This window comes from Nocardia camponoti (genome assembly GCF_014646135.1).
Classification (GTDB): Bacteria; Actinomycetota; Actinomycetes; order Mycobacteriales; family Mycobacteriaceae; genus Nocardia; species Nocardia camponoti.
In genome coordinates, this window is the sequence record NZ_BMMW01000004.1 from 502,805 (window position 1) to 524,204 (window position 21,400).

Annotated in this window: 23 protein-coding genes; 16 read left to right on the forward strand and 7 right to left on the reverse strand. The window is 63.8% G+C overall.

The window, feature by feature from the left end:
- Positions 1–10: 10 nt before the first annotated feature.
- Positions 11–337 (forward strand): hypothetical protein, encoded by a 327-nt coding sequence (locus IEX78_RS20870; protein WP_188830699.1) that lies wholly within the window; start codon positions 11–13, stop codon positions 335–337.
- 89 nt (positions 338–426) lie between these two features.
- Here IEX78_RS20870 and IEX78_RS20875 read toward each other — a convergent pair whose 3' ends face one another.
- Positions 427–843, reverse strand: coding sequence for a hypothetical protein (locus tag IEX78_RS20875; RefSeq protein WP_188830700.1), 417 nt, complete (start codon positions 841–843; stop codon positions 427–429).
- 196 nt (positions 844–1,039) lie between these two features.
- Between IEX78_RS20875 and IEX78_RS20880 the strand changes: the two genes are divergently transcribed.
- The 10 genes from IEX78_RS20880 to IEX78_RS20925 all read left to right on the forward strand — a co-directional run bounded on the left by IEX78_RS20880 (position 1,040) and on the right by IEX78_RS20925 (position 9,619).
- Complete coding sequence (locus IEX78_RS20880) at positions 1,040–2,203, forward strand: hypothetical protein (RefSeq protein ID WP_188830701.1); 1,164 nt, start codon at positions 1,040–1,042, stop codon at positions 2,201–2,203.
- Between the two features lie 218 nt (positions 2,204–2,421).
- Positions 2,422–2,880: a DUF6228 family protein gene (locus tag IEX78_RS20885; protein WP_188830702.1), complete on the forward strand. Its 459-nt coding sequence runs from the start codon at positions 2,422–2,424 to the stop codon at positions 2,878–2,880.
- A 386-nt stretch (positions 2,881–3,266) separates the two neighbouring features.
- On the forward strand, positions 3,267–3,728 hold the full coding sequence (locus IEX78_RS20890; protein WP_188830703.1) for an NUDIX hydrolase: 462 nt from the start codon (positions 3,267–3,269) through the stop codon (positions 3,726–3,728).
- A gap of 136 nt (positions 3,729–3,864) precedes the next feature.
- Complete coding sequence (gene ehuB, locus IEX78_RS20895; protein ID WP_229684160.1) at positions 3,865–4,746, forward strand: ectoine/hydroxyectoine ABC transporter substrate-binding protein EhuB; 882 nt, start codon at positions 3,865–3,867, stop codon at positions 4,744–4,746.
- A 4-nt stretch (positions 4,747–4,750) separates the two neighbouring features.
- Entirely contained in the window at positions 4,751–5,464 is a 714-nt protein-coding gene (locus IEX78_RS20900; protein WP_188830704.1) for an amino acid ABC transporter permease, read from the forward strand.
- Positions 5,464–6,138 carry an ectoine/hydroxyectoine ABC transporter permease subunit EhuD gene (ehuD, locus tag IEX78_RS20905; protein WP_188830705.1) on the forward strand — a complete coding sequence of 225 codons (675 nt, stop codon included), beginning with the start codon at positions 5,464–5,466 and terminating at the stop codon, positions 6,136–6,138. The genes IEX78_RS20900 and ehuD overlap by 1 nt, the downstream gene beginning before the upstream one ends.
- Before the next feature lie 4 nt (positions 6,139–6,142).
- Positions 6,143–6,907: an ectoine/hydroxyectoine ABC transporter ATP-binding protein EhuA gene (ehuA, locus tag IEX78_RS20910; RefSeq protein WP_188830706.1), complete on the forward strand. Its 765-nt coding sequence runs from the start codon at positions 6,143–6,145 to the stop codon at positions 6,905–6,907.
- 24 nt (positions 6,908–6,931) lie between these two features.
- Positions 6,932–7,816: an ectoine hydroxylase gene (gene thpD, locus IEX78_RS20915; RefSeq protein WP_188830707.1), complete on the forward strand. Its 885-nt coding sequence runs from the start codon at positions 6,932–6,934 to the stop codon at positions 7,814–7,816.
- Positions 7,817–8,049: 233 nt separating this feature from the next.
- Positions 8,050–8,667: a helix-turn-helix domain-containing protein gene (locus IEX78_RS20920; RefSeq protein WP_188830708.1), complete on the forward strand. Its 618-nt coding sequence runs from the start codon at positions 8,050–8,052 to the stop codon at positions 8,665–8,667.
- Between the two features lie 100 nt (positions 8,668–8,767).
- Positions 8,768–9,619 carry a hypothetical protein gene (locus tag IEX78_RS20925; protein WP_188830709.1) on the forward strand — a complete coding sequence of 284 codons (852 nt, stop codon included), beginning with the start codon at positions 8,768–8,770 and terminating at the stop codon, positions 9,617–9,619.
- Positions 9,620–9,777: 158 nt separating this feature from the next.
- Here the strand turns inward: IEX78_RS20925 and IEX78_RS20930 are convergent, their stop codons facing one another.
- The gene (locus IEX78_RS20930) at positions 9,778–10,452 is read right to left on the reverse strand and encodes a phosphatase PAP2 family protein (RefSeq protein ID WP_188830710.1); all 675 of its coding nucleotides are present in this window, start codon (positions 10,450–10,452) and stop codon (positions 9,778–9,780) included.
- Between the two features lie 241 nt (positions 10,453–10,693).
- Positions 10,694–12,724 carry an ArnT family glycosyltransferase gene (locus IEX78_RS20935; protein WP_188830711.1) on the reverse strand — a complete coding sequence of 677 codons (2,031 nt, stop codon included), beginning with the start codon at positions 12,722–12,724 and terminating at the stop codon, positions 10,694–10,696.
- A 129-nt stretch (positions 12,725–12,853) separates the two neighbouring features.
- Between IEX78_RS20935 and IEX78_RS20940 the strand changes: the two genes are divergently transcribed.
- The gene (locus tag IEX78_RS20940; protein ID WP_188830712.1) at positions 12,854–13,747 is read left to right on the forward strand and encodes a hypothetical protein; all 894 of its coding nucleotides are present in this window, start codon (positions 12,854–12,856) and stop codon (positions 13,745–13,747) included.
- A gap of 31 nt (positions 13,748–13,778) precedes the next feature.
- On the opposite strand, the gene IEX78_RS20945 is transcribed toward IEX78_RS20940, so the two are convergent.
- Positions 13,779–14,999: a carcinine hydrolase/isopenicillin-N N-acyltransferase family protein gene (locus tag IEX78_RS20945; protein WP_188830713.1), complete on the reverse strand. Its 1,221-nt coding sequence runs from the start codon at positions 14,997–14,999 to the stop codon at positions 13,779–13,781.
- 326 nt (positions 15,000–15,325) lie between these two features.
- Between IEX78_RS20945 and IEX78_RS20950 the strand changes: the two genes are divergently transcribed.
- From IEX78_RS20950 to IEX78_RS20960, 3 genes are read left to right on the forward strand one after another with little or no spacing between them, the layout of a single operon-like run.
- Positions 15,326–16,426, forward strand: a complete 1,101-nt coding sequence (locus IEX78_RS20950) for a TerD family protein (protein ID WP_188830714.1) — start codon at positions 15,326–15,328, stop codon at positions 16,424–16,426.
- Between the two features lie 35 nt (positions 16,427–16,461).
- The gene (locus tag IEX78_RS20955) at positions 16,462–17,556 is read left to right on the forward strand and encodes an FUSC family protein (protein WP_188830715.1); all 1,095 of its coding nucleotides are present in this window, start codon (positions 16,462–16,464) and stop codon (positions 17,554–17,556) included.
- A gap of 52 nt (positions 17,557–17,608) precedes the next feature.
- The gene (locus tag IEX78_RS20960; RefSeq protein ID WP_188830716.1) at positions 17,609–18,004 is read left to right on the forward strand and encodes a DoxX family protein; all 396 of its coding nucleotides are present in this window, start codon (positions 17,609–17,611) and stop codon (positions 18,002–18,004) included.
- A gap of 57 nt (positions 18,005–18,061) precedes the next feature.
- On the opposite strand, the gene IEX78_RS20965 is transcribed toward IEX78_RS20960, so the two are convergent.
- Both IEX78_RS20965 and IEX78_RS20970 read right to left on the reverse strand, forming a co-directional pair.
- Positions 18,062–19,036, reverse strand: a complete 975-nt coding sequence (locus IEX78_RS20965; RefSeq protein ID WP_188830717.1) for an AurF N-oxygenase family protein — start codon at positions 19,034–19,036, stop codon at positions 18,062–18,064.
- An 86-nt stretch (positions 19,037–19,122) separates the two neighbouring features.
- Positions 19,123–20,163 (reverse strand): beta-ketoacyl-ACP synthase III, encoded by a 1,041-nt coding sequence (locus tag IEX78_RS20970; protein ID WP_188830718.1) that lies wholly within the window; start codon positions 20,161–20,163, stop codon positions 19,123–19,125.
- A gap of 92 nt (positions 20,164–20,255) precedes the next feature.
- On the opposite strand from IEX78_RS20970, the gene IEX78_RS20975 reads away from it, so the two are divergent.
- A complete protein-coding gene (locus IEX78_RS20975; protein ID WP_188830719.1) occupies positions 20,256–20,837 on the forward strand; it encodes a TetR/AcrR family transcriptional regulator in 582 nt (193 codons plus the stop codon).
- On the opposite strand, the gene IEX78_RS20980 is transcribed toward IEX78_RS20975, so the two are convergent.
- Positions 20,834–21,376 (reverse strand): YaeQ family protein, encoded by a 543-nt coding sequence (locus IEX78_RS20980; RefSeq protein WP_188830720.1) that lies wholly within the window; start codon positions 21,374–21,376, stop codon positions 20,834–20,836. The genes IEX78_RS20975 and IEX78_RS20980 overlap by 4 nt on opposite strands.
- Positions 21,377–21,400 lie beyond the last annotated feature (24 nt).

Consider the following 21,400-nt stretch of genomic DNA (forward strand, 5'->3'; position numbering starts at 1 on the left):
GGAGAGATCGATGACAACCAGGCAAGCATCGCGCACCCGATGGCGGTTCCCGATCGCGGTCGCGGCTGGTGCGCTGGTCGCCGCAGCGGGCCTGCTCTGGCTGTGGTGCATGTACATCGCGCTGCGCTCAAGGCTGTCGACCGATCCGCTAACCGACCCTCATGGCTACGAACTGATCGCGGGAACGGTGCCCGCCCTCCCCGCCGCCGCAGTAGTCGCGCTAGCCGTACCCTTCATCGTCGCACCCGGCCCGGGCCGAGCCCGACTGGCGAAAACGGTGGCGACACCACTCGTAGCGCTAACGGCACTTTCCCTGATCGCACTGTTCGCGACCTGATCACGACGCTCATCCCACGGCAAGCGACAACGTCGCGCACCGAACAGTGCCGTGCGAGGCACGAACTCATCAGGTGCCGACCGGTCAGGCTAGCTGTCGGGAAGCTCCGGAGTTGGGCCTTGCCACCTGTCGCGCTCAGTCAATTCGGCGGTGATGAAGCCGTATCCTTCCCTGGACCCCCATCCGTCGACGTGCAGGACAGGGATAGGCGCATCGAGCAACGGGCGTGATTCCGACTGGATGCGGTACCGCGCCTCCGTTACCTCTGGGAGGTCGTACACGTCGGCGATCTGGCCCTCTTCTTCACGGAACGCCGAGTATGCCTCCAGGCTCACGAGGCCGAGCCGGACCACCGACCAATGGAAGAACACCAGTTCGGAACTGAATGGACGGGCGTGTTCTCTCTCCCCGGAGCCGTCGGGCCAGAAGGTGATCCACTCATCGTCCATCGACGAGTAGTGCCCCACCTCAAGTCCCCACCTCCCGATAAGGTCGCTCCCGCTCATGACCGCGACCAATCGCCTTTACGGCCACTCATTCGTGCTTCCCTCTCATCAAAAGGCTTGCTGTTCAATGCATTTGAACCTGGCCGCGACCACTCTAAGTCACGTAGCAGCCATCCGGTGTCGCGAGCCGGTCCGCAACGCCCGACGCCCAATCGCACTCAGTCAGATTCAAGGGGGCAACGGGCTGTATCAGTTGGTGAACGACAATGGCCCCGTCGACCTGATGCGCGGCGGCGTTGCGGTTCAGCAGAAGTTTGTCGCTGCGGGCGGGCGGTTCTCGCTCGGCGCGATTACGCAGCATCTTGAGAAGTACCCCGATTATGTGAGCAACGGCGGGAAATATCAGATTCCGCGCGACCACTACGAAGTGGTCGCTCACCTACGCGGCATGTCGTATGAGGAAGCGAGTGAGTCGCTGACCCGCAGCGGAGACGGGCCGTCGCTGCGCGATTGGCAGCGGATCCACCACTTCTTCCGCGACGGTTCCGTCGACATGGACGCGCTCGAAGCTTCGACCCTCAAATATGACGAGGTGCAGCGCGACGTCTACCAGTCGACCATGTCGGCCGAGAAAGACTCCCTCCGCGCCACCGACCGGTCCGCGCGTACCGACGCGTTGCGAGAAAGTCGGCCGAGCGTGCGTGAGGGCGCTCGGGCCACGGTCATGGCTGCAGTGGTCGAAGGCGGGACCACCTTCGTCATGTCGGTGATCGCTAAGCGGCGTGAAGGGAAGCCGCTCAAGGATTTTGACGCACAGGACTGGCGCGATGTCGCGGGCGATGCGAGTTTTAGCCTCGGCAAAGGCGGCGTTCGCGGACTGAGCATCTACACGCTCACGAACTTCACCGCGACTCCATCGGCTGTCGCCAGCTCGATCGTGACCGCGTCGCTTAGCATCGCTGAGCAGGCGAATAAGTTGCGGCGCAGCGAGATTGATGAACTCGAGTTCATCGCCAACTCCGAGCTGATCGCGTTGGAAGCCGCTGTGAGCGCGCTGTCGTCGTGCATCGGGCAGGCGGCGATTCCCATTCCGCTTCTCGGTGCCGTGATTGGCAACACCGTTGGCACGGTGATGTACAAGGCGGTCGCGTCGTCGCTGTCGAAGCGTGAGGCCGCACTGATCGAGCGGTATCTCGAAGAACAGCGCGTGCTTGACGCGCATTTGGCGGAAGAGCATCAGGAACTACTTGCGCAGCTGGCACGCAGCATGTCCGACTACTTGGGCCTGCTGGACCGGGCATTCTCGCCCGACGTCCAGGTCGCGCTGACTGGCTCAATTGAGCTGGCACTGGAACTAGGCGTCGACGCGGCGGAGGTCCTGGACACGGACGAAAAGACTCTCGCGTTCTTCTTGGACTAGCCCGCCCGGCGTGTCGCGGGCCCTCGGCGTGGCATTTTCGTGCACGTTGCCGCGCCAAATGCGGAAATCGGGCCTCTAGGGCGCGAACGTGCACGATACTGCTATGCGACACGCCGGGTGTGCAGCACACCACACCACCGGAAAGAGACCCGATGACAACAGAGCGATCGTCGGACCGCGCAACCGCTCAAACTCGAACTCGCGACTACCGTCTCCCCGTGGCAAACGAGACTCCTGACGACGCCGCCCTAGCGTTCCGGTGCGCCAACAACCCGAGCGCACAGGTGAGATTTGACAGTCGAATCTTCACGAGCATCGAGTACTTCGGAACCGACGAGGTGCACGTCGACGTAGCCCTCACCGGCGACGGCCTCAACGCAACGTGCGGTGCCCTCCTCTTCTCCCCTTGGGAACGCGCCGAGATCTGCGACTACTTCGACAGACTCGTCGCCGACTTCGCCGGTTGGTCAGGTCAACGAGATTGGGGGAACAGCAATTTGCGGGTCACTGCGACCTTCACCCCGGGCGGCCACGTCCGGCTCGACTGGACCGTCATCGCCACCCTCACCCGTCCCACGTGGCAGGCAAGGCTAAGCACCTGGGTCGAAGCCGGAGAAAAGATGTCGCACATGGCAGCCGACATCCGGTCCTTCCTTAGCCCCACTCCGCACCTGTGAGCGCACAGACGCCAGCCTCGCCAGCTCTGCGTGCGAATAGCATTGGTGTGCTCGTCTTGCAGTAAGAACAGCGCCGCACGTGTGCGTCGATACACCAGCGTTTCCGCCACGATTCGCGCGATATTTTCTCGAATCGCACGGTAGGTCGCTTGGTAGTGATGTGGTCCGTGAGAACGAGCGCCGTTTTCGCTTGAATCATTCCCCCACCCGTTGCTACTTTCTACGTAGAGGCGAGGGCTTGACACCTCGCGAACACATTGGAGGCAACCCCTGAGGCGCAAGTCGCCTCAGGGGCCCTTTCTTTCAAGCCAGCTCGCGGCCGGTCAGAAGCGCCAAACGAGTGCCGTTCCGCCCAGAACATACTGTTGCCCAACTAAACTCGTTCGGTGACGAATGTGCTGCGCGTTGCCGCCTATGCCGTTTGCATTCGAGGGGCGGGAGAAAACGAGGAGATCCTGCTCGCCCGGTGGGTGTCGCCCGAAGGGAACAAGCACTGGACGCTTCCGGGGGGCGGGATGGAGCATGGCGAGGATCCCGTCGCGACCACGAAGCGCGAGGTGGATGAGGAGACCGGGTACGCCGTCGAGCTAACGGCATTGCTCGGAATAGACACCGATACTAGTCGGTTCCCACGCCCGCACGGCGAGTTCGCCGAGATTCACAGCGTCCGAATAATCTACGCGGGCACCATTATTGGTGGCACACTCCGCAGTGAAACCGACGGTTCCAGCGACCTCGCCGCATGGCACCCGATCAGCGAAGTCGCGCACCTGGTCCACGTTCGACTCATCGACGCCGCTATCGAATTGTGGCGCACGCGGCCAGCGCTGGGAAGGGTCGACAGCTAGTCAGCGAACCGCGGCGCAAACAACCATTCGTCATCCAACCGCAAACCAACCGACCGGCCCATCTCAATATCGCATCGCCACCCTGGGTTACCCGGGTGCAGAACCGTTCCGGGGCGGATGACGATGGGATCCAAACGTGCGGTGGAAAAAGTCGAAGGCGCGCAAGCGGATTCGTTTTGGGGCGGCGTTGGCGGCGGTTACCCTCGTGGCCGTCACCGGGTGCGGGCTCGGGACCGACCAGCAAGCGTCGGTCACCTATGCCGAAGCCAAGCAGACCGGCAAGATCAAAATTGGGTTCGCCAATGAAGCGCCGTGGGCCTACCTGGACGACCAAGGCCAGCTCACCGGATACGCGCCGACCGTCGCGAAGGCGGTGCTGAAGAAACTCGGGATCAACGAAATCGACGGTGTCGTCACCGATTTCGACGGCCTCATCGACGGTGTTCGCGCCAAAAACTATGGGTTCGTCGCGGCCGGGATGTTCATTAATCCCAAGCGCTGCGAAAGTTCGGCGTTCGCGATTCCCGATTACCAGGTCGGCTCGTCTTTCATGGTGCCCCAAGGTAATCCGCGCAATATCACCAAATTCACCGACATCACCCGCGAGCAAACCCGTATCGCAACACTCGGCGGCGCGGTGGAAAACGGTTACGCCGAAGAAGCGAGCGTCCCGAAACAGCTCATCGAGCCGATGGCCAAACAGGACGATATTGTGCGCGCGGTCACCGGCGGTGACGTCTACGGCGCGGCCCTGCTTGACGTGACAAGCACATGGCTGGTCAAAAACAACAAGGACGCCAAACTCGAAACGACGCCGTCCTTCCAGTTCGGCACCAAGCCTGCCGTGGGCACCTTCAATTTCCGCCTCGACGACAACGAGTTCCGCGAAGACTTCAATCGCGAACTCAAAGCCCTGCATGAAAGTGGCGAGTGGCTCAAGCTCGTCGAACCATTCGGGTTGACCGCAGCGAACGAGCCGGACCCGAAGGCGACCACCGAGCAATACTGCGCGTCGTAGCACTGTGTCAGATCATCTAGGGATTTACCTCGACCGCGTTCTGGACGGCCTGCCGTTCACATTGTGGGCGACGATTGGCGGAATCGCGCTCACCATTGTGTTGTCGTTCGTCGCGGGCATCGCATTGTTGTCGCGACGGCGCGGCGTTCGGGCGGTGGCGCGCGTGTATGTCGAAGGGTTGCGCGGCAGTTCCGAAGTTGTGCAGTTGTTCTTCTTCGCCGTCGCGATTCCGATCTTCCTGGGCGTCACGCTGGGCTCAACTCCGCAGGGTCTCTTGGTAATTGGCGTTCTCGTCCTCGGACTCAATCATGGCGCGTATGGCGCGGAGATTGTGCGAGGGGCGGTGCGGTCGGTGCCGCGCGGACAGGTTGAAGCGGCGATCGCGGTGAATCTTTCGCCGCGCCAACGGTTATGGCGAATTGAACTGCCGCAGTCGCTTGTCGAAATGCTGCCATCGTTCAACAACCTGTTCATCCAGTTGTTGAAAGGAACCGCGTTGCTGAGTTTTATCGCGGTGCCCGAAATCTTCAAGAAGGCCGATGAGCTCAGGGCCGTCCCCGCGTTCTCCCGCGAACTCGGTGTCATTTATGCGATCGAACTGGTGGTGTATCTGCTTATCGCTCTGGCGATTACCGCGATCATGCGGGCTCTTGAACGAATCGCCGCGCGCGTGGCTGGCCGCCCGGCGACCGGTCGCGCGCTTAGGCCGGTGATCTGATGGAAAAGTGGCGCTGGGACAGGTTCTTCGACGCGTTCCCGTTCATCGCGGACGGCCTCGTCGTAACGATTCAGTACACGATCCTCGGCTCGATCGTCGCGTATCTGCTTGGGCTCGCTTTCGCGGTGATTATTCGCGCGCGAGTGCCAATCGTCAGTCTCGGACTGCGTGGATTCGTCGAATTCGTGCGTAGCACACCATTATTGGTGCAGATTTTCTTCCTCTATTGGGTCGTGCGGCCGGAACTACTCAGCGGGTTCAGCACCGATACCCAACGGTTAATTGTCGGCGTCACCGCGCTCGGCGTGCATTACGCCTGCTACACCGCCGAGGTTTTCCGCGCGGGCATTGACGCAGTGCCGAAGTCACAGTGGGAGGCGACCGTCGCGCTCAATTTGCCGGTGTGGCGCAGCTGGACCGACGTGATCATTCCCCAAGCTGTCCCCCGCGTGCTGCCCGCGCTCGGCAATTACACCATCGCGATGTTCAAGGAAGTGCCGCTGCTATCGGCGATCGTCATCCTGGACATGGTTTACCAGGTCAAAACGGTGTACGCCGCTGACCGAGGGGGTGCTGGCCCCGAGGCATGGCTCGCGGTTGGTCTGACGTTCCTCGCACTGAGTTACCCCTGTTCAGTGCTGATTCGAAAGCTGGAGCAACGTGTCGCACAGTGAGCCAATGATTCGGTTTACCGATGTCGAGAAGAACTACGGCAAAACGGTTTGCCTCGATCATCTCGACTTCTCCGTCGCGCCAGGCGAATTCGTCACGCTGATTGGCCCGTCGGGTTCGGGCAAAACGACAATTCTGCGCATGTTGATGACGTTGGAGCGCGTCGACAGCGGAACAATCGAGGTAGGCGGCGAGTATTTGAGTCACGAGCGTCGCAAGGACAAGCTCGTGCCCGCGAGCGAAGCGCATTTCCGGCGGATGCGCAGTCAGATCGGCATGGTTTTCCAGCAGTTCAATCTCTTTCCGAACATGTCAGTGCTTGGCAATATCACGATGGGGCCGATTAGGTCGCTTGGCACGGACCAGGAAAAGGCCAAAGAACGCGGGATGGAATTACTCGAATTGGTCGGGCTCACCGATAAGGCGAAAGCGCGCCCGACCGAATTGTCCGGCGGTCAGCAGCAGCGTGTCGCGATCGCGCGGGCGCTCGCGATGGAGCCGAAGGTGCTGCTCCTTGACGAGGTCACCTCCGCGCTCGACCCCGAACTCGTGACCGGCGTGCTGAAACTCCTCGCCGACATCGCCGCGAGCACCGACATCACCTTCCTCTGCGTGACGCACGAAATGCGGTTCGCGCGAACGGTTTCCGACCGCGTGCTGATGTTTGACCAGGGTCGAGTTGTCGAATCAGGGCCGCCCGAACAGCTTTTCACCGAACCAGCGAACCAACGGACAAGACAGTTCATCGACGCGGTACTCGCCGCCGACTGAACCCGACGAAAGGAACGCAACCCGATGCCCACCTCGCCGACTGTTCAGCTCGTTGATCGTTATCCGACCAGGTCAGCCGGGTCGGGTTCGATGCGCCGCACCGATCCGACGGTGTGGGGCGCACCGGAAACGCCCGCGCTTGCCACCTTCGCTCACGATGGTTACGCCGTTTTCGACGCGTTGCTCAGCGAGGCCGAGGTCGCGACGTTGTCGGCCGAGGTGACGCGGCTGACCGAAGAACCGGAGTTGCGTCTCGACGACCGGGTAATTATCGAGCAGTCGTCGAATCAGGTGCGGTCGATTTTCGAGGTGCACAAACTGAGCCCGTTGATCGCGGAATTGACTCGCGAGAATCGGATCGCTGGCTTGGCGCGGGAAGTGCTTGGGTCGGAAGTGTATTTGCATCAGACTCGGGTGAATTATCTGCCCGGTTTTGGTGCCGCCGGTTTTTATTGGCATTCCGATTTTGAGACGTGGCATGCCGAAGACGGGATGCCCGCGCCGCGTGCGGTGAGTTTGTCGATCGCGCTCACCGACAATTTCCCGTACAACGGGAGTTTGATGGTGATGCCCGGTTCGCATCGCACATTCGTTGGGTGCGCGGGTGCGACGCCGACTGACCATTATCGGGAATCGTTGCGAGAGCAGCGCATTGGTGTGCCGACCGAACGCGAGCTCACCCGGTTGGCGCGCGAGCACGGAATCGCCCAGTTCACCGGGCCCGCCGGTTCGGCGCTGTTATTCGATTCGAACATCATGCATGGGTCATCGAACAACATCACGCCATTCCCGCGCTCGAACATTTTCTTGGTTTTCAACAGCGTTGAGAACGAGTTGGTCGCGCCGTTCGCGGGCCCCGCCCCGCGCCCGACCTACATCGCCTCGCGCGATTTCACGCCGTTGCGCTGAGTGAGACGCGTGCGAAGCGAAGGCTCCCTACCCAACTCAGGTAGGGGGCCTTCGGCGCGTTAGTGGGAAGTGACGCGTCAACGGTCAGCGCTGTTCGCGAATCGCCAGCCAAGGCGGCACGCTGTCGCGTACCGTATCGGCATTCGCGGCAGGTTTTGGGGGACGTTTCGCAAGTGCCGCATCCTCACGTGTTCGACGAATCGCCCGGTCCAGCGGCCCAAGAAGGTGACGTTATGACGACATGGTTCCGGCGGGCACCCGATGTCGCCTTCGAAGAGGAACAGCTGTTGCGGGCGGCGACCGAGATGGTGCATGGTGCGCTTGAGCGGAACGGGATGAGTCAGCGGCAGTTGGCTGACCTGCTCGAAGTGACGCAAACCGAGGTGAGCCAGCGGTTGAGCGGGCGGCGCAACCTCACGTTGCGGAGCGTAGCGCGGATGATGCACCTGCTTGGGTGTCGGGTTCGGTTGGAGGCGAGCCCGTTTGATGATGGGGATAGCGTTGTTGTTGTCGCGCGCGAAGAGGTGTGGTCGGTGTGCTTTCGGGCGGCGATCAGCCCCGACAGCTCGGCGCAGTTCGCCGCACTTCGGTCGAATTTGCAGTCGCGCCAGCACATTTCGTCGGCGCGCGTTGAGCACCGCGACAACCAGATCATGATCGAACTACACGTGACGGCGGCCGACCCCTTGACTGCGACCACCCGCGCAACGGCCGCCCTACACCCCGCGACGCAACGCGCACGAGTGAAGATCCAGCGATTGCGTTTGGACGTCGGCCGCCCGCACCCTGCCCGACCTGGGGAAAACGGTGCAGCCGGTAAAACGAGGCAGGCGACCAGGAACTCGGGGTGAGTCCGTATTTCAGTCAAGGAACTTCACACAACAGGTAATCTGTTGGTAAAGCACGCAACGCGATTCAAGTGGTGCGTCAGTGGAGGTTCCGGGGGCTCCAATGAGACGGGTCGGCACATCAACGCACCAACACCCGGTCGCGCGGATTCTGAAAGTGCTCGCGCCGCTCGTACTGCTCATTGAAGCCGTGCTGCTGGTCTTCAACGTGATCGACCTCAACGACGCCGTTCTTCTCGAGCTCGCAATGGAATTCGTGTTTGCCCTGGTCGCGCTGGTAATGGCGACCGCCGCCCGCGTCCAGTACCGGAAGCTGCGACGTTCGGGCATGGCCCGCGGTGACGCCTTCTTCGCCGCACTGACCGTGGTGCTGCCGAGCCCGGTTGTCGCGGTGTTGCGTCACGAAATTGGCGTCCTCGGTGCGCTCTGGCGGTGGGCGCGCCGACGTCCCGATGTCCGACCAGGCGGAACGGCCGTGCAATACGGACAGGAAGTGCGCACCTTTGTTGCGGTCTCGATCTTCCTATCCGCGCTGGAAATCGCTGTCGCAGAACTGCTTATCCCCTGGCAGTGGCTCCGCATCGTTCTCTGTGTGATCGGCATCTACGGTGCAGTCTGGTTGCTCGGATTTCTCGCGGCAACCCGCACGCGTCCGCACGTGGTCGGACCCGACCACCTGACGTTGCGGTTCGCGTACCTCGCGCGGATCGACGTACCCCTCGCGGCGGTCACCCGCGCGCACACGGTGACGCACGGGCAGTACACAAAGACCGTTCACATCGACGATGGCGTCGCGGCACTCGCGGTGATGGGGACAACCACCGTGGCAGTGCGACTTTCCGGCCCGACGACTGTGCGGGTCAACGGCGAGGACGTTGCCGCGATTCGTGAAGTGCGCTGCACGTGCGATGAGGCCGCGGCGCTCATCGCGTTACTACCAAGGCGCACGGGCTAACCGCCAGCCTTAGCGCTTGCGGCGATGTTGCGGTAATCGACAACGAACAGAGTCGGATAAGACGCCCAGCCTGATCGAGGTTGGCCACAGCCTATCGTTGCTATCGTACCGTTAACGTGCAATTTAGTGACCCACATCACAAATTTCGACCGCTAACGTCATGGTCGCAACGATAAGCCTGCGGAGGCAATCCTGCGGTAAACGACGATGCACAAGGTGAGCCAGGTCGCGCCGATTGCCCAGCCCGCAAGCACGTCCGTTGGCCAGTGGACGCCCAGGTATACGCGGGAAAGTCCTACCGCGAGCGCGAAAAGTACTGCTAGGGCGGTGATCGGGGCGCGCAAACGGGGGAAGTTGGCGATCGCTACGTAAGCCAGTAAGCCGGCAACCACTGTTGCGCCTAGCGCGTGGCCGCTCGGGAATGACTGGTTCGTTTCGACGACCAAATGGTCGACCGCAGGCGGACGCGAACGGCCTGCGAGGTGTTTGCCGACAACAACAAGCACGGCCGCGCCCGCAGCGCCAAGGGCGACCAATAACGCGGTCGACCAGCGGCGCAACCACATCATGACCCCGATGACAACGGCCGCGGCAAGAGCCATCACCGTCGGGCTGCCAAGGAAACTCACTGCCTCAGCCGCCCAGGTCGCGGTGCCGTTGCGGTGGGCGATGACGTCGGCGAGCAGGTGCGGGTCGAAGACGGTGAGGCCGTCGTCGTCGACAACGTTGTCGGCCAACGCCGCCGACAACGCGCCTAGCGCAACCACAGCTACCAAGCCCAACGGAACCCGAGTCAACCATCGGGCGCCTGCGGTGATCGAGGTCGATTCCATCGCTCCAGGCTGCCTCATGAAGCTGTGAGAGTGCTGTCAGCGCAGGTCAGGGCCGGTAAACATGGACGTGACGCCGGCGCCTATGGGCAGATAGGCACCGGCGTCACTGGGGGGCGGTGTCACGTCAGCGTGCGAGGAGTGGCTACTGCCGCGACACATTCGGGTGGTCTCACGAGGGTTGGGGTACCCAGTCGTTAACGGGCCGAAAACCGTGTGCTGGACGTCCGCGTGCTCGTCGCGGTCATCGGTGGGTCAGGTCGTAGAGGGTCACGCCGTCGACCTCGGTCGGCTGGTAGTTCTCCTTCACCCACGCGGTGATTTTGCTGGCTTCGGAGTCGGTTCCGGCGCGACCCGGGCGTGCTTGGTTGGCCGCGATGAAGTAGTGGATGTCGCCGTTGCTCACGTACTGCTTGAACTGGTCGAGCGTCGGGGACGGGTCGCCGCCGCTGAAGCCGCCGATCGCCATCACTTCGCCGTCGCTGCCGAGTTGGTAGGGACCTTGGGCCATCGAGCTGACTGTTGCTGCGGCCCAACGATATTGGGCGTGGTTTTGGTCGAGCATCGCGACGACCTTGTCGCTCATCTTCTCGTTGCCCATTCCGGGCATGCCGTGCGACGCGGTCGGGGGTTCGGTTCCATTGGGCGCACCAGCGTTGCCGTCGCGGTTTCGGCCCGATCCTCCCCCGAATCCACCGAACTCACTGTTGCCACTGCGCGGGCCTGCTAGCGGAATCGAGCCCGTGTGGGCGGTGTTGAGCGTGTCGATGCTGTACGCGACCGGGCCAGCCACGCCGACGAACAGGCTCGCGAGCACGGCGACCACCGCCAGTTTCGCGCGATCACTCACTGCCAGCGCGCCGATCGCGCCTATCGCGACAACGACGATCACCCAGCGCAACCACGGAACGAAGTCGGGCGTGCGGTTGAGCAGGACCCATGCGGTCGCCGCAGTTGCCGCGACGGCCAACGCGAACGTCGCTCGAACCCACACTTTCGTTCGCGACGGCCACAACAGCCCAACGCCAGCCGCGACAGTGCCAGCGAGCGCGGGCGCGAGTGCGACGGTGTAGTACTGGTGAAAAGTGCCGCTCATCAGGCTGAACACGATGGCGGAGACAGCAGCCCAGATGCCGAAAAGGGCGAGTACGGCACGCCGCGGGTCGGTTCGGGGGGCGCGGCGGGTCGCGATCAGACCAGCAATGAAGAGGATCGCCGCAGCCGGAATCAACCAGGCGATCTGGCCGCCGACGGATTCGCTGAACATGCGGGTAATGCCAGCTTGGCCGAATGGGGAACGTCCGCCCGGCATGCCCATCCCGGACATGTCGGGGGCCGCGCCTGCGGGATTTCCGCCGCCGCTGGGCAGCGACGCACCGCCGGGCATGCCCGGTGCGCCCGTCATGTCAGGGTTCGCGCCAGCGGGGCCGCCGAATCCGCCGTGCTCCCGACTTCCACCGCTGAGTCGGTCGAGACCGTTGTAACCCAGAGTCAGTTCGATGATCGAATTATGTTGCGACCCACCGAAATACGGGCGCGAACCAGCGGGCCACAGTTGCGCGATGAGCACCCACCACCCGGCACCCGCGACCATCGCGACCCCGGCGACAAGCAGTTGCGCGACGCGCTTGCCCAGCTTCGGTGGCCCGAAAAGCAGGTAGGCGACGGCAAGCACGGGCAGCACGAGCAGTACCTGCAACTGCTTGGCGAGGAAGCCGAGTCCGACGAACATCCCGCACAACGCGAGCCAGCGCCAACGGCCGTCGAGCAGCGCGCGACTCATTGCCCAGACTGCGGCGAGCATCAGCAGCACGAGCATGGCGTCGGGATTGTTGAACCGGAACATCAGCGTCGCGACGGGCGTCACCGCGAGCAAAAGCCCGGCGAGCAGACCCGCGTTCGCGCCGTAATGCCGTCGCACGATCGCCCACAGCAGCGCGACCGACGCGACACCGAGCAACACCTGCGGAACCAGCATCGACCAGGAGTTCATCCCGAAGATGCGCGCCGAGATTTCCATCGGCCAGAACGAGAGCGGCGTTTTGTCGACGGTGATGGCGTTGGACGCGTCGAGCGAACCGAAGAAGAACGCCTTCCACGAGTGCGACCCCGCCTCGACCGCCGCCGCATAGAACGTGTTCGCCCAGCCGTTGGCCGAGAGGTTCCACAGGTAGGCACCGGCTGTCCCGACCAGCAGTGCGGCGAGCCCAAGCCACTGGAGTCGGCTGTCGCGCGTGGGTGGGGATTCGGGTGGACTGGCAGTGGAATCGGTCATGGTGCCAGCTTGGGTCGCGTCGCTGCACCGTAGCTGGGTGCTAGCTGGGAACCGGCTGTGAGCGGCGCGCGATTGCTAGGGTGGAAATCGCGTCGTCAGAACTGTCCGACCAGTGCAGTTGGGGGCCTCTTGTCACGATCGTCAGGTGTTCGGCACATCGCGAGCGCGCTGTTGCTGATCCTCGTCGGGCTGCTCGGGACCGCGTCGCTGCTCGCGGTTTACTGCCACTACGTGCTGCTCGACACCGACCGCTACACCGCGACCGTCACGCCACTCGCCGACAATCCGGTGCTGCAAGCCGCCGTCGCCGACCAGGCGACCACCGCGATCATCAACCAAGCCAACCTGCGGGATCGGGTGGCTGAGCAGGCAACGCCCATCGTGCGGGCGGCGGTCGGGTCGTTCCTCGCGTCGTCGCAGTTCGCCGGGCTGTGGGAGTCGGCGAATCGCCAAGCGCACCGGCACCTTGTCGCGGTGTTGCGCGACGACTCCGACGAAGTGGTGCGCGCCGACGACGACGGCACGCTGCGCATCGACTTCGCCCCCTTCACCGCCGAAGCGCGCGACCAACTCATCGAGGCGGGAGTGTCGCCGGAGTCGCTGCCGTCAACGTCGATCGTCGTCGCGCGCGGACCCGACCTCACCACCGCACGTCAGGTGGTACGCGGCATCGACATCGCCGCCGTCGTATTGCCGCCGGTCAACGTGCTGCTTGCGCTCGCCGCCGTGGTTGTCGCGCCGCGCGGTCGCCGATGGCGGGCCGTCACGCTGGTTGGGATGAGCGTGGCGTTCGCGGTCGCGTTGGCGACCATCGTCGTCGCGGTCGCGCGCTGGCATTACCTGAGCACGCTGCCGAGTGAGGGGCCGGCGAGCGCGACCGTTGTTGAGATCATCGCCGACGCACTACTCGAACCACTGACCACGCTGGTGCGGGCGATGCTGCTGATCGCGGCCGGAATCATGGTTGTTGGCATCGGTGGTAACGCGATCGCGGCGAGGCGTGCACGCGCGTTGGCGGCGTAGCGAACCGGCTGGCGTCCCGCGGCGACGGGTATCAGCGCTCCAACGCGCCCGACAACGTCCACTCAAGCGGGTCGGTGAACTTCGTTCGCATATGGTTCGTTCCCGGTTCAGGCCCAATGTCGTGCTGGTAGAAGCGAATTCGATACGCGCGCTCGTCCGGGTCGGCCACGTAATGCCACAGGGTGCGCTCGGGGACGTGGCCGGAAATGCCCGCCGCCTTGTCGTCGACGTACGCGCACTGCACCACGTCGAGCAGCGCGCTCACATCGTCGGGCGTCCACGGTCCCTGGTGTGCCTGAATCGCCGCCGTCAGCACCTGGTATCGCACGAACGAATTGTGTTCAGCGCCAATGGGTTCGGCGGGAAACGACGAGATCGTCGGGTACCGATGCAGCGCGTGGTTGGTCACGATGAACGGCTGGTCCGGTTCGGCATCGACGAAGTAGTACTGACGGGAGTCGCCGTCGATCTCGACAACCATCGCGGCGCCATGCGCGTCGGCGACGAACCAGTGCATGTTCGTCGGGGTTGGGCAGAAGGTTTGTTGTTGCACGAGAAGGACTTTCGCTTCGGCGACGGTCGTCGCACCATGCAGTACGCAACCGGGCACCTGCATCGCGCTCAGCCCGCTTGCCCGGCCGCCCGCCGGCGACGCACCGACATTGCCTCGGTCGGAATGGTCGACAAGCACCGCCGTCATCAGGCCAGCGTCGTTCACGCCGTCGAGTCCGGGGCTCATCAGGTCATGACACCCCAGTTGCGCGACAACGCGACCGCCGCTCGGCACCGTGGTGAGCCACACGGTTCGACTGCATGACGGATGCTCGCCGGGCGTCGGCGGCAACCCGTATTTGCTGCTCAGCGTGCCGGTGAACCAGTCAAGATTGCGGCCGAAAAGCGGGCGACCAACCGTGGTCAGCGATGCGGGAAACCACACGAGCGAGCACGCTGGCACGCTGGGAACGTCGTAGGCGAGTGTCGAGGTGTCGGTGCGCTCAGGGTCGACGTCGTACTGCCGCGCGGCCCCTCGTGCTCGGTCGGCGAGAGCTGGGTAGGAGTGGTCGAAATATTTGAGCCTGCCAATGCCGTACACCGGGCTGCGATAGGGCGCGACGACGGCGCTGTAGTCGCGTCGCGCGAATTTCGCGAGGTCAGCCCCAATTTCGGTGTCACTCCCCCGCACCGTGAGCGCGCGGACCGACAGGTAGTCACCCTCGACGGGTGGCACGAGATACGACTGATCGGTGAACACGGCACCCTCCTACAGCGGCCAGTACCTCGGGTCCTCGCCATCATCGCCGCTGATCGCCCCCGCCTGACTCACCCGCGACGGGTGAGATGGCGCGATGCCACCCGACCAACGAGCCCGAGTGCTCACCCTCGCGCCCCTGCTGTCCGGCGACGCCACACGTTGCGCAGTCGTCAACGCGCTGAATGCGGGTCGCCACCGACCTACGCCGAGCGCGAGGCGACGGCGACCTTCCCCCACGCGAGCGCCCCCACCGCAATCACCAAAGATGGCGCGCCGCACCGGAAAACGCGCCGACGAACACCCCCGCGTCGCCGTACCATGGAGCGATGGACGCAGCCCTTCTCCGCGGGCGCACGGTCGGTCTCGGGCTCGAGGAGCTGCGAGTGGTGGTGCACAGTGAGGTCGGAATCGACGTCGCCGCGCTGCTGCTCACCGAGGGTGGGCTGGTGCGTTCCGACGACGATCTCGTTTTCCACAACTACCCAACCGCGCCCGGTGTCGTGCTCGACGCCGAAGCCGCAACGCTCGTCGTCACGCCCGAAGCGATTCCCGCCGACATCGACGTGGTGCGCATCGTGCTCACGCTCACCGACCCGTTCGCGCGGTTCCCCAATCACGAACCGCCGCGCGTCGATGTGGTTGGCGCCGAAGGTGTCCTGCTCAGCACCACCGTCCCAAGCGACGTTGGTCCAGTCCCCACCATCACCTTGCTCGACCTGATCCGTGCCAAAGACGGCTGGCACGCACGCCCGGTAGTGCGCGGGTATCGCGGCGGGTTCGCTGAGGCGGTCACCACGCACGGCATCGTCGTCGACACGCCGCCGACGGCCCCCGAACCGCCGCGCGGTCCCGCGCTCGCGCCCGTGCTGCTCGCGGGTGACGACGTCGAGCTGCGACGCGAAGGTGGCGACCAACTCACCTTCGTGAAACTCGGCCTCGGCTGGGACCCGATCAAGGTGCAGGGCAGGTGGAGCGGCACCCGCGACGCCCCCATCGACCTCGACGCGTCGGCGCTCGTTTTCGCTGGTCGCGACCTGATCGACGTCGCATTCTTCGCCCAACTGTCCACTCGCGACGGCACCATCCGCCACTTCGGCGACAACCTCACCGGTGATGGCGATGGCGACGACGAGATCATCAGCGTCGACCTCACCCGCATTCCCAGCTATGTCACGGCCGTCGTTTTCACGATCACGTCGTACGCGGGCCACACGTTCGAGAACGTCAAGAACGCGTTTTGGCGGCTCGTCGACGGCAACGACACCGAACTCAGCCGGTCCAGTTTGAGCGCTGGCGGCCCCCACACGGGCATGCTCGTCGCGAAACTGCATCGCGAGCAAGGCATTTGGAAGTTGCAGGCACTTGGGCGCCCGATCGAAGCCAACCACCCGGTCGCCGCGGTGGAACAGATCCGCCCCTGGCTGTGAGCCCCGATCGGCCCAAACAGGGGCATGCTTGACCCATGACTGAGCCCGAGGAGCGGTCCTGGCGCAGCATCGTCAACGCGGGGGTCGCGTCCGGTCGCTCGACCCTCGCCGAAGTCGCGCGATGGAAGTCGGTCGAGTTCAACGTCCTGCGACTGCTCGCGGCCGGGCTCGCGGTTTCGGTTCCGATCGCCATCGGCGACCTCGCTGGAGACCTCGCCGCGGGCATGGTCGCCGCCCTCGGCGCGCTGCTGATGTCGAGCAGCGGGCACAACGGCTCGCTGCGACATCGCGTCATCGACCTCGCCAACACCCTGGTCATCGGCTGTATCGCGGTCGCGGTTGGCGCGTGGTCGAGTGGGCTCAGTGCCGTCGCCAGCTCAACCGTCATCGTCGTTGGCTCGATCATCGCAGCGATTTTCGGCGGCCTCAGTCCACTCGCCGCCAAGATCACCACGCTGTCGATCGTTTTCGGCATCATCGGCGCGTCGCTCGGTCCGCACACCACGACAACGATGCTGGTCAAATACGCCGCGCTCGGCGGCATCGGCGCTGGTGCTCTCGCGCTGCTCGCATTCGGCATAGGGCATCTACTTGGCCTGCGAGAACCACCGGGCCCCGCGCGAGTTCCGCCCGCCGACCGCATCCGCGCGTGGTCGGCGAAACTGCGCACGTTGCAAGGCTGGCAATACGTGCTGCGACTAGGCAGTTCGCTCATCGTCGCCGAAATTCTCGCCCATCACCTGCGTGGCACCCACTCGTACTGGATCGTGCTCACCGTCGCGCTTGTTGTCCAACGCGACCACAACGCCGCCCTCACCCACAGCCTGCAACGTGGCCTCGGCACGGCGATCGGCGTTTTCCTCGGCGCGCTTTTCCTCGTGTCCATCCCGACGTGGCTGCTCGTCGTCACCATCGGCATGATCGGGGCGGCTCGCCCGTACCTGCGCGCGGCGAATTACACCGCATACGCGATGGTGATGACCCCGCTCGTCGCGGTATTCACCGGCCTCGGCGCGCCAATGACGGCCGACATTCTGCGCGAACGCCTCGTCGACACCGTGATCGGCTGTGTCATTTCCGTGACCGTCGGGCTCGCCGCGTGGCGCTGGGTGCACGCGCCACGCCGGTAACAAGTTGTCGGCGAATCCGCAGGTAGGAGATTCCGGCCCCTACACTTTCCGAATGGCCACTCTCGCCGAGAATTTGCTGCTGCTGTTGGTCCGCGTGATCGTCGGCGTCGCGTTTATCGCCGGGTCACGAACCGCACTCAAAGACGTGCCCGCGTTCGCGCAACGCAATAACGTCCCGATGCCTATCGCTTGGTTTACCGGCATCGCCGAACTGCTTGGCGCGATTGGCATTCTGCTCGGTCTGTGGGTTTTCTTGCCCGCACTCGGACTGATGGCGTTGATGCTCGGCGCCGGTTCGATGAAGGTTTTCGTGTGGAAAACCGGCTACTGGGCGAATAAGAACGGCTGGGAATACGACCTGATGCTTTTCACGTTCTGCGCGGTGCTCGTGAAGTGGGGCGCTGGCGATTTCTCGATCGACGGGATTATCGACGCGGTCCGCGACTGACCCAAGCAAACGACAAGAGCCCCCGAACAATTCGGGGGCTCTTCGCGTTGAGGGCAATCAGGCGCGACGCGCGGGCTCGCTGCGGTAACGCGACGCCGAACCGTCGATACCGAGCAACTTCCACACCCGCTTGGCGACGGGGTTCATGATCCCGGCCGACGTCGCGAGCGCACGGACGTCGGCGAAGATGTCGCGCATCTGCGCCCGCGACTCCGGCGCCGACCAGTACGCCTCACGCATCACGTAGTCGGGAACCTCGAACTTCTCGACGAACTCTTTCGGCGGCGTCGCGATCATCGACATCATGACCCGCATTGCCGCCGGGAAAAGCAGCGACAGCACGAACTTGGTGACCGGGTGCGCTTCGGGGACATTGCGCTTGAGGTATTCGTGCGCGAAGGAGATATGCCGAGCTTCCTCAGCCACGTGGATCTGCATCACGCGCTGCACGATCGGGTGCATTTGAGTGTCGCCGCGCAACAGCGACTTTTGCAGGTGATCGATCGGCTCTTCGCCGCCAAGGATCATGGTGAAGAAGAAGGTCGGGAAGTACTTCACCGCGGGCCAGATGATCAGCGTGAGCTTGCGGTCGATGCTGCCCATGCCAACGACATCGAGGTAACCGATGCGGTTGATCGCTTCCTGGAACATCATCGTGTGGTTGCACTCTTCGGCAGCCTCGTGGGTGATGTAGCGGAACTCGGCGCTGCCGTTAGGCACCGAGACGAGGTACTGCATCAGACCACGGATGAGCAGCTGCTCGAAGTCGAGGCCGACCTTGGCGATGGACGCCTGACGCCACATCCCCATCTGGATCTGCCGCTCGACCGGCTGCGCCAAATACCAGGGGTGACGCCCAAGCGGCTCCTCGCGCGGCAGAATCCAGCGCGGGTCGTTAGCGATAATCGCGAACTCGGGCGACTCCCAGTCGATGTCGACGTACGGGTCGAAATGCCGGTTGACCGAGCCTTCAGACAGGGCGTTCAGGATCTCGTCGTAGCTCGCGGGATCTGGTGCGATCGACAACGTCATCGGTGTCTCCTCCATAGTGCGGTAGCCCCAGAATACTGTGACACCGCGTCACACGCAAGGGTTATTGGGACATATAGTCCCACACTTCACGCGACAATTGGCGGCAGGGCAACAACCTGTCCCGCGTACGCCAGCCCAGCACCAAAGCCCAGCAAGAGCGCGGTATCGCCCGGCTTCGCCGCACCCGAACGCAGCAGTTGCTCCATCGCCATCGGAATCGACGCGGCGCTCGTGTTGCCCGACTCGACGATGTCGTGCGCGACCGCGACGTCATCGGGCAGCTCAAGCACCCGCACGAGCGCGTCGACAATGCGCAGGTTGGCCTGATGCGGAACGAACGCGTCGAGGTCGCTTGCCGCGACACCAGCGCGGTCGAGCGCGTCGCGGCACGCCTTCTCCAAAAACGTGACAGCCCAACGGAATACCTCGGTTCCGTTCATCCGAATGTAGGGCCGCTCCGAGGTGGTCCCTGCCGCTTCGGCAGCGGCGACCTCAGCGAAATACTGCTGAAAGTCCTTGTCCTGCTTGATCGCTGACGTTTTACTGCCGTCCGAACCCCACGCGACCGGGCCGATTCCCTCCTGCTCGGCTGGACCAACAACAACCGCGCCCGCGCCGTCGGCGAAGATGAACGCCGTTCCGCGATCGTGCACGTCAAGCAGGTCGGTGAGGCGTTCGACGCCGATCACCAAAACACGTCGCGCCTGACCCGAACGCACCAGGTTCGCCGCGTCGGCGAGCGCGTAGCAAAACCCAGCGCAACCAGCGGAAATGTCGAACGCGGCAGTGTCGTGCATGCCGAGTTCGGTCGCGACAACCGCGCCCGCCGACGGCCCAAGCACCATCAGCGACGACGTCGCGAGGATGACGGTGTCGATCTGGGCGGCGTCAATGTCGGCGGCAGCGAGCGCGTCGCGGGCGGCGGCGACGCTCATCGAAACGATCGTCTCGTCCTCGCTCGCCCATCGACGCGCGGCAATGCCCGATCGAGTTTTGATCCACTCATCGGAGGAGTCGATGGCGTCGACGATGTCGTGATTGGGCACAACGCGACGGGGTCGGTATACGCCAAGTCCCAAAATCGCGGCGTGGGCGACGGGAACTGCGGTGGCGATAGGCGTGGGCATGAGATCCTCTCCGCTAGTGAACCGATCGGTTCACCGGTGGTTCAGGTTTAACATGAACCGATCGGTTCAATCAAGGTTTTGGAGGAGAAGGCATGGCAGCCGGACCACGCGCCCGACTGATCGAGCACACCATCAAGACCGTGCAGGAACACGGTGTGCACGCCGCGGCGCTGAGCGAACTGCTCAAACGCAGCAACACGTCGCGCAACTCGCTCTACCAGCACTTCCCCGCGGGCAAGGCCGAGCTCATTCAGGTGTCGTCGCGGATCGTGTCAAGGCTGGTCTACAGCCACATCAGCACGATGGCTGACAACCTGCAAACCGCGCCGTCAGCGGCACAGTGGGTGCGTGAACTGCTCGCGTTTTGGCGCGCTCCACTTGAGGCGACGGACTACGCGGCGGGGTCGTTCATGATGGCCGCCGCGCTCGACGAACTCGATCCAACGCTGCAATCCATCGCGGGCCAAGCCTTCGCGGAATGGACAGCGCGCCTGGCCGACGGCATCGTCGCGGCAGGGATCGACCGCGCGACGGCGGTTTCGCTCGCTGGCTTTCTGCTGACGACGATCGAGGGGACGATCGTGCACAGCCGCGCGCTGAAGTCGGCGCACCCGTTCGACCAGGCGGTTACGCAGTTGAGCGTGTTGCTCAACGTGCATCTGTCGAAGCGTTAGGCGAGCGACTGCTCGGTGATCTCGGTGCGCAGGTTGGTGCCGTTGAGGTCGAGGTAGAGCTCGCCCTCGGTCACCGAGATGCTCGCGGTGTTGCGCCGCTGCACGGCCGCCGCCGCGTCGTCGATGAAGGTGCGATCGAAGCTGAACAGCGGAATCGATTCGGCGCGGTGAATTTTTTTGCCCGCGTACCCGGCGAGGACTTTCGCCGGGTCGCGATGGGTGTAAACGACGGCGTCACCGGCGAGTTTGCTGCCGCGATGGATGCGGTCGGCATCGGGTGCGCCCACTTCGATCCACTTGGTGACGCGGCCGGTCATGTCGCGGACCTGGACGGCGGGTTCGTCGGTTGCCGAGATGCCGCCTTCGCTGAAGACGATGCCCTCCTCGTACTGCAGGCAATACGCGAGCAACCGAGTGACCAGGTACTCGGTGGTTTCCGACGGGTGCTGCGCGACCCGAAGTTCGAAGTCTTCGTAGACGCCACGGTCGACGTCGGCGAGTTGGACAGCGAAGGTGTGCACGGTCGCGCTAATGGCCATAAGGCTGATGAGCCTACCGGCAGC

Coding starts and splice junctions, on each gene's coding strand:
- IEX78_RS20975 (WP_188830719.1), top strand. CDS start 20,256: ATGGCAGCCGGACCACGCGCCCGACTGATCGAGCACACCATCAAGACC.
- IEX78_RS20870 (WP_188830699.1), top strand. CDS start 11: ATGACAACCAGGCAAGCATCGCGCACCCGATGGCGGTTCCCGATCGCG.
- IEX78_RS20960 (WP_188830716.1), top strand. CDS start 17,609: ATGGCCACTCTCGCCGAGAATTTGCTGCTGCTGTTGGTCCGCGTGATC.
- IEX78_RS20970 (WP_188830718.1), bottom strand. CDS start 20,163: ATGCCCACGCCTATCGCCACCGCAGTTCCCGTCGCCCACGCCGCGATT.
- IEX78_RS20980 (WP_188830720.1), bottom strand. CDS start 21,376: ATGGCCATTAGCGCGACCGTGCACACCTTCGCTGTCCAACTCGCCGAC.
- IEX78_RS20935 (WP_188830711.1), bottom strand. CDS start 12,724: ATGACCGATTCCACTGCCAGTCCACCCGAATCCCCACCCACGCGCGAC.
- IEX78_RS20950 (WP_188830714.1), top strand. CDS start 15,326: ATGGACGCAGCCCTTCTCCGCGGGCGCACGGTCGGTCTCGGGCTCGAG.
- ehuA (WP_188830706.1), top strand. CDS start 6,143: ATGATTCGGTTTACCGATGTCGAGAAGAACTACGGCAAAACGGTTTGC.
- thpD (WP_188830707.1), top strand. CDS start 6,932: ATGCCCACCTCGCCGACTGTTCAGCTCGTTGATCGTTATCCGACCAGG.
- IEX78_RS20875 (WP_188830700.1), bottom strand. CDS start 843: ATGAGCGGGAGCGACCTTATCGGGAGGTGGGGACTTGAGGTGGGGCAC.
- IEX78_RS20930 (WP_188830710.1), bottom strand. CDS start 10,452: ATGGAATCGACCTCGATCACCGCAGGCGCCCGATGGTTGACTCGGGTT.
- IEX78_RS20925 (WP_188830709.1), top strand. CDS start 8,768: ATGAGACGGGTCGGCACATCAACGCACCAACACCCGGTCGCGCGGATT.
- IEX78_RS20920 (WP_188830708.1), top strand. CDS start 8,050: ATGACGACATGGTTCCGGCGGGCACCCGATGTCGCCTTCGAAGAGGAA.
- ehuD (WP_188830705.1), top strand. CDS start 5,464: ATGGAAAAGTGGCGCTGGGACAGGTTCTTCGACGCGTTCCCGTTCATC.
- IEX78_RS20955 (WP_188830715.1), top strand. CDS start 16,462: ATGACTGAGCCCGAGGAGCGGTCCTGGCGCAGCATCGTCAACGCGGGG.
- IEX78_RS20965 (WP_188830717.1), bottom strand. CDS start 19,036: ATGACGTTGTCGATCGCACCAGATCCCGCGAGCTACGACGAGATCCTG.